General features: G+C 65.6%; 4 protein-coding genes. All 4 read right to left on the minus strand.

Features of this window, described 5'->3' with window-relative positions; all coding sequences use genetic code 11:
• Positions 1-219 precede the first annotated feature (219 nt).
• Positions 220-2,325, minus strand: coding sequence for a S9 family peptidase (locus tag AKL29_RS07265; RefSeq protein WP_050383632.1), 2,106 nt, complete (start codon positions 2,323-2,325; stop codon positions 220-222).
• A 191-nt stretch (positions 2,326-2,516) separates the two neighbouring features.
• On the minus strand, positions 2,517-4,235 hold the full coding sequence (locus AKL29_RS07270) for an ABC transporter permease (protein ID WP_050383633.1): 1,719 nt from the start codon (positions 4,233-4,235) through the stop codon (positions 2,517-2,519).
• A 212-nt stretch (positions 4,236-4,447) separates the two neighbouring features.
• Positions 4,448-5,512 (minus strand): substrate-binding domain-containing protein, encoded by a 1,065-nt coding sequence (locus AKL29_RS07275; protein WP_050383634.1) that lies wholly within the window; start codon positions 5,510-5,512, stop codon positions 4,448-4,450.
• Between the two features lie 22 nt (positions 5,513-5,534).
• Positions 5,535-6,494: ABC transporter ATP-binding protein (locus AKL29_RS07280; protein ID WP_244481806.1), on the minus strand; the 960-nt coding region annotated here is incomplete at its 5' end.

Genomic DNA, 6,494 nt, shown 5'->3' on the forward strand with positions numbered 1-6,494 from the left:
GGGAGGAGTTTGGCGAAGACCGGCAATGCCGTGGGACTGCGACTTCCTTGCTCGATGGATCACGCGGTATGGGTCCCGGCTTTCGCCGGGACGACGGTGGGGAAGGACAGCGCAAGCCAACCGGTCCGTAGCCCGGATGGAGCGAAGCGCAATCCGGGGTTCTCGCAGCCGGCGCGATCGTTCCCGGATTTCGCTACGCTTCATCCGGGCTACGGTGCCCTATATCTCCGCTTTCTCCGCCATCCCGACCGCCCACAGCGCGAACGCGTAGACGATCGCGACCTCGTCGAGGCGGTTGAAGCGGCCGGAGGCGCCGCAGTGGCCGGCGCCCATGTTGGTACGCAGCAGCACCGGGCCGCCGCCACGCATCGTGGCGCGCAGCCGCGCGATCCATTTCGCCGGCTCCCAATAGGTGACGCGCGGATCGGTGAGCCCGCCCATCGCCAGGATCGCCGGATAGTCCTTGGCCGCGACATTGTCGTAGGGCGAGTAGGACAGGATGGTGCGGAAATCCTTCTCGCTCTCGATCGGATTGCCCCATTCCGGCCATTCCGGCGGCGTCAGCGGCAGCGTGTCGTCGAGCATGGTGTTGAGCACGTCGACGAACGGCACCTCGGCGACGATGCCGGCGAACAGCTCGCCGGCGCGGTTGGCGACCGCGCCCATCAGCATGCCGCCCGCCGAGCCGCCATGGCCGACGATGCGTTTTTCACCGGTATATTTCGTCTCGATCAGCGCCCGCCCGGCGGCGGCGAAATCGTCGAACGTGTTGGTCTTCTTCTCGCGCTTGCCGTCGAGATACCAGCCCCAGCCCTTGTCGGCACCGCCGCGGATATGCGCGATCGCATAGACAAAGCCGCGGTCGACCAGCGACAGCCGATTGGCGGCAAACGAGGCCGGCATCGCCATGCCGTAGGAGCCGTAGCCATACAGCAAGAGCGGCGCCTTGCCGTCGCGGACAAAGTCCTTGCGATGCAGGATCGACACCGGCACCTGCGCGCCGTCATGCGAGGTCGCCATGATGCGGGTGGTGACGTAGTCGGCCGGGTTGTGGCCGGACGGAATCTCCTGGCGCTTGCGCAGCAGGCGCGTCCGCGTCGCCATGTCGTAGTCATAGACTTCCGACGGCGTCGTCATCGACGAATAAGCAAACCGCAGATTGGTGGTGTCGAACTCGTAGCCGCCCATGGTGTCGAGCGAATAGGCCGCCTCGTCGAAGGCGATCGCGTGCTCCTCGCCGCTGTTGAGGTCGCGGATGATGATCGCCGGCAGCGCGTTGGCGCGCTCCAGCCGCACCATGTGGCCGGCATAGAGCTCGACGTCGAGCACATAGACGCCTTCGCGATACGGGATCAGATCGCGCCAGTTGCTGCGTTCCGACGCGGTGAGCGGCGCGGTGACGACCTTGAAGTCGATGGCGTCGTCGGCATTGGTCAGAATGAACAGCTCATCGCCGCGGTCGGCGATCGAATATTGCACGCCTTCCTCCCGTGCCGCGACCAACCGCGGCGGCGCATCGGAATTGGAGAGATCGATCAGCCGCTGTTCGGAGGTCTCATGGTCGCCGCCCGCGATCACGCAGAAGCGGCCGCTCGCGCTCTCGTGCAGGTGGGTGAACCAGCCGGAATCCTGCTCCTCATAGATCAGGATGTCGTCGGCCTGTTTGGTGCCGAGCTTGTGCCGCCACACCTGCATCGGCCGGTGATTGTCGTCGAGCTTGACGTAGAAGAAGCTCTTGGAATCCGCGGCCCACACCACGCCGCCGTCGGTCTCCTCGACGAGGTCGTCGAGATCGCCGCCGGTGGCCCAGTCGCGCACCCGGATCGAGAAATATTCGGAGCCCTTGGTGTCGGCGCTCCAGGCGTGCAGGCGGTGATCGTTGGAATGCCGACTGCCGCCGAACTTGAAATATTTGTGGTCCTTCGCCAGCGCGTCGCCGTCGAGCACGACATGGGCGTCGCCGCCGTCGCGCGGCGTGCGGCAGTACAGCTCGTGCTGGCCGCCCTCGCGGAACTTGCGGAAATAGGCGAACGGGCCGTCCGGCGACGGCACGCTGGAATCATCCTCCTTGATCCGCCCGCGCATCTCCTTGACCAGCCGCTTCTGCAACGCGTCGGTATGGCCGAGCAGGCTCTCGGTGTAGCCGTTCTCGGCTTCGAGATAGGTCCGGATGTCGGGATCGAGGATCGAGGGATCGCGCAGCACCTCCTGCCATTTCGGATCCTTGATCCACGCATAGTCGTCGGTCACCGTGATGCCGTGGGTGGTGAAGGAATGCGGCCGGCGCGGCGCGACGGGGGGCGATGTCTTGGTGGATTGGGTCACACGATCCTCATGGTGCGGGGTTCCGCTCTATATCGGGATGAATGTGGCGATTGCCAGATGGGCGGGTGATTGGACGTCCTCACTATCCTCGTCATTGCGAGCAGCGAAGCGACGATGCAATCCGTGGCTCCGCGTATGCGGACCGATGGATTGCTTCGCTTCGCTCGCAACGACCGTGGGGACAGAGCGAGCTACCCGTTCCGCAGCCTCGCCCCCGCATTCCCGCCGGACATCGGAATCCGGTTCACCGCCAGCACCACGGCGAAGGTGATCACCAGCATCGCGATGCCGAGCACCGCGATCGCGGCGAGGTCGCCGCCTTCGTTGAGGTCGTAGATCAGGACCGAGAGCACCTTGGTCTGCGAGGTGAACAGCACGATCGCCGCCGACAGTTCCCGCATCACGCCGATGAAGATGAAGCACCAGGTCGCGATCACGCCGGTGCGCAGCAAGGGGGCGGTGATCTGGCACAGCGCCTGCAGCCGGGTCGCGCCGAGGATGCGGCTCGCCTCCTCGAGCTCGGGATGGATCGTCGCGAACGCCGCCTGCAATTGCTGGTAGGCCGAGGGCAAATTGATGGTGAGGAACGCCAGCAGCAGGATCCATAGCGTGCCATAGAGTACGAAGGGCGGCCGCGTGTAGCTCAGGAACAGGCCGACGCCGAGCACGATGCCGGGCACCGCGACCGGCGCAGTGGCGAGGAAGCCGAGCACGCGGTGGCCCGCGATCACCTTGCGCGTCGTGACATAGGCGATGACGAGCGCGAGGATGGTGCCGATCGTCGCGGTCGCGGTGCCCAGGATCACGGTGTTCTTGAGCGCGAGCTGGGTCGAAGACAGCTCGGTGAACACGAAGACGATGTTGTGCAGCGTCGCCGTCGACGGCGTCACCAGCGTGGTCGCGTTCGGCGAGAACGCGGCATTGAGCAGCGCGAGGTAAGGCAGGAATACCGGGTTGAGCAGCACCAGGAGGCAGAAGCCGAGCGCCGCCCAGCGCCAGCCGCGCAACTCGACCCGGCGCGGCGCGCCATATTTGCCGCCGATCACCGAATAGCCGCGGCGGCCGAGCAGCGCCTTCTGGCCCTGCAGCAGCAGGACGGTCAGCACCAGCAGCGGCACCGCGGCGGCGGCCGCGAGCTCGAGCTTCGGGGGATACTGGAACAGGCTCCAGATCTTGGTTGTCATGGTGTGGAAGCCGGCCGGTAGCGCCAGGATCGCCGGCGAGCCGAACAGCGTCATCGCCTGCAGGAACGCGATCAGGGCGCCTGCGACTAGCGCGGGCAGTGCGAGCGGGATCGTCACCCGCCGCGCGGTGGTCCAGGCATTGCCGCCGAGGATCGCGGAGGCGTCTTCCAACTCGCCCGGCATGGTGTCGAGCGCATTGGCCACCAGCACGAACACGAACGGGAACGTGTAGCAGGAGATCACGAAGATGATCCCGGTCATCGAATAGATGTTGAACAGCGGGTCGGCATCCTCGCCGGCGAACAGCCGGTAGAGCTGGTTCAACAGTCCCGAATTCGGCGCCGCCAGCAATTCCCAGGCGACCGCGCCGAGAAACGGCGGCGTCACGAACGAGGCCGTCACCAGCGCGCGGATGGTCTGCCGCCCCGGCATGTCGGTGCGCGACACCAGCCAGCTGATCGGCGCCGCGACGATGCAGCAGATCAGCGCCGACGTGGTCGCGATGATCGCGGTCGTCAGCAGCGGATCGAGGAAATCGGGATTGCTGAACAGCGTGACGAAGTTTTGCAGCGTCGGATGCCGGCCCTTGTCGGTGAAGGCAAACACCGCGAGCCACGACAGCGGCAGCAGGATCAGCAGGATGAGGACCGCCGCGAACAGCCACAGTACGGGTCGGGTCCAGTCGATGCGCGGGCGGGAGGCCGGGGAGGTGGTTGTTGTTGTCATGTTGACCCGCGGTGAACTGTCTCAGCTCCCTCGCCCCGCTCTTGCGGGGTCGAGACAAGCGAAGCTTGCTCTTGGAGGGTTGGGGTGAGGGGCTGCTTCGGCGAGCACAGCGTGCGGAGAGTCCCCCTCACCCGCCGCGCATCTTGCGATGCGCGTCGGCCTCCCCCCGCGAGCGGGGCAAGGCAAGAAAGCGTGACGGCGACCTCCATCGCTCACACCCGAAACAGCCGCGCATAGCGCGTCTTGATCTCTTCTGTCATCGCTTCCACGCCCGCCGGATCCTCTTTCATCAGCCTGATGTCGGAAAGCTTGCGCCGGCCGGCCTTCGGCTGCACCTGGGCGTGCAGCGAATATTGGCCGGTGAAGTCGACGAAGAATTGCTGGGTCTCGCGGGTGTGCAGCCAGGCCTGGAACAGCTTTGCGGCGTTCGGATGTGGCGCGCCGGCGAAGATGCCTGTGGGACCCGAGATCGTCGGCGTGCCTTCGGTCGGATAGACCGGCTCGACCGGTTGTCCGGCTTCCTTCAAGAGCACGATGCCATATTCATTGCCGTCGGCCATCACGGCGCGCTCGCCGAGCGAGAGCTTTTTGGGTGGATCCGTCGAGGACTGCACCTGCATCACGCGCTGTTTCGCGAGTTTCTCCAGATACGGCCAACCGAGCTCGCGCACGATCTGGAACGTCGTGGTCATGATCGTGCCGCTATAGGCGGGATGGCCCTTCACCATCTTGCCCACCCATTTCGGGTCGAGCAGATCGGCAAAGCTCTTCGGCGCGTCCTCCGCCTTCACCAGGTTGGTGTTGTAGGCAATCGACGACAGCCACAGCCGAGTGGTCACGGCCATGCCGTCGGGGTCGCGATAGTTGTCGGGAAAATGTTTCGCGACGTCTTCGGGCACGAACGGCATCAGCCAGCCGCTCTTCTTCCAGGGGATGAAATGCGAGGCATCGGCGCTGTTGACGACGTCGGCGGCGTGAATGTTGGAATCGAATTCCTGCGCCACGCGCTGGAACAGCCGCTCCGAGCCGGAACGTTCGATCTGCACGGTGATGCCGGGATAGGCGGCCTCGAACGCCTTGCCGAGCTTTTCGCCGACCGGCAGGTCCATCGACGAATAGAACACGAGCTTGCCTTCCTTGGTCGCGGCCGCGACGAGATCGGGCGTGATCGCGACCGGCTCGGGTGCGGCGGCGCGTGCCGGTGACGCGAACACCGTGCCGACCGCAAGCGCCGCAGAGCCTTTCAGGACATCGCGTCTGGAAATCGGCTTCCGCATCGCGTCGCTCCGTTTCTTGTTGTTATCGGCTCAGCGCCCGGCAGCGCGCGGGCGGCAAGGTCAGCCAGACCTCGCTGCCCTTCTCGACTGCGGTATCGGTCGGCGTGGTCACCCGCAGCGCCGTGCCGTCAGCGGTCTCCACCATGTAGTCGCGATTCATGCCGAGATAGACCTGACGCGTCACGATGGCCTTGAGCGTATTTTGCTGCGCGGCGGGGGCTCGCGTCGCGAGCTGGATCTCATGCTGGCGGATCGCGACCGGCGCACTCTGGCCGGCCGTCAGCGTGGCGCCGACCACCTCGAGCGTAGCGCCGGCGAACTCCACGTGGTTCGCATCGCGCGCGGTGCCCTTGATCACATTGGCGGCGCCGATGAAGCGCGCGACGAATTCGGATTCCGGCCGCGCATAGATGTCCTCAGGCGCGCCGAGCTGGTCGATCTTGCCGGCATTCATCACCGCGATCAGGTCGGCGGTCGTCATCGCCTCGGACTGGTCGTGGGTGACATAGACCGTGGTGTAGCGATATTCGTCGTGTAGGCGGCGGATCTCGAACCGCATCTCCTCGCGCAGATTGGCGTCGAGATTCGACAGCGGCTCGTCGAGCAGCAGCGTCTCGGGACCGACGATCAGCGCGCGCGCCAGCGCGACGCGCTGCTGCTGGCCGCCGGAGAGCTCGCCCGGATAACGCTGTGCCAGTGGTTCCAGCTTGGTGGTCGCCAGGATCGCGGCGAGCTTCTTGGCGATGGTGTCGCGATCCATTTTGCGCAAACGCAGGCCGTAGACGATGTTCTCCGCCACCGTCATATGCGGCCACAGCGCGTAGCTCTGGAAGATCATGGACATGTTGCGCTGCTCGGGCGGCAGCGTGCGCGTCTTCGAAGACACCACGCGGTCACCGACGCGGATCTCGCCGTCGGATGGTTCAAGGAACCCGGCGATCAGCCGCAGCGTCGTGGTCTTGCCGCAGCCGGACGGCCCGAG

Source organism: Bradyrhizobium pachyrhizi (genome assembly GCF_001189245.1).
Taxonomy (GTDB): domain Bacteria; phylum Pseudomonadota; class Alphaproteobacteria; order Rhizobiales; family Xanthobacteraceae; genus Bradyrhizobium; species Bradyrhizobium pachyrhizi.

Coding starts and splice junctions, on each gene's coding strand:
- AKL29_RS07270 (WP_050383633.1), bottom strand. CDS start 4,235: ATGACAACAACAACCACCTCCCCGGCCTCCCGCCCGCGCATCGACTGG.
- AKL29_RS07275 (WP_050383634.1), bottom strand. CDS start 5,512: ATGCGGAAGCCGATTTCCAGACGCGATGTCCTGAAAGGCTCTGCGGCG.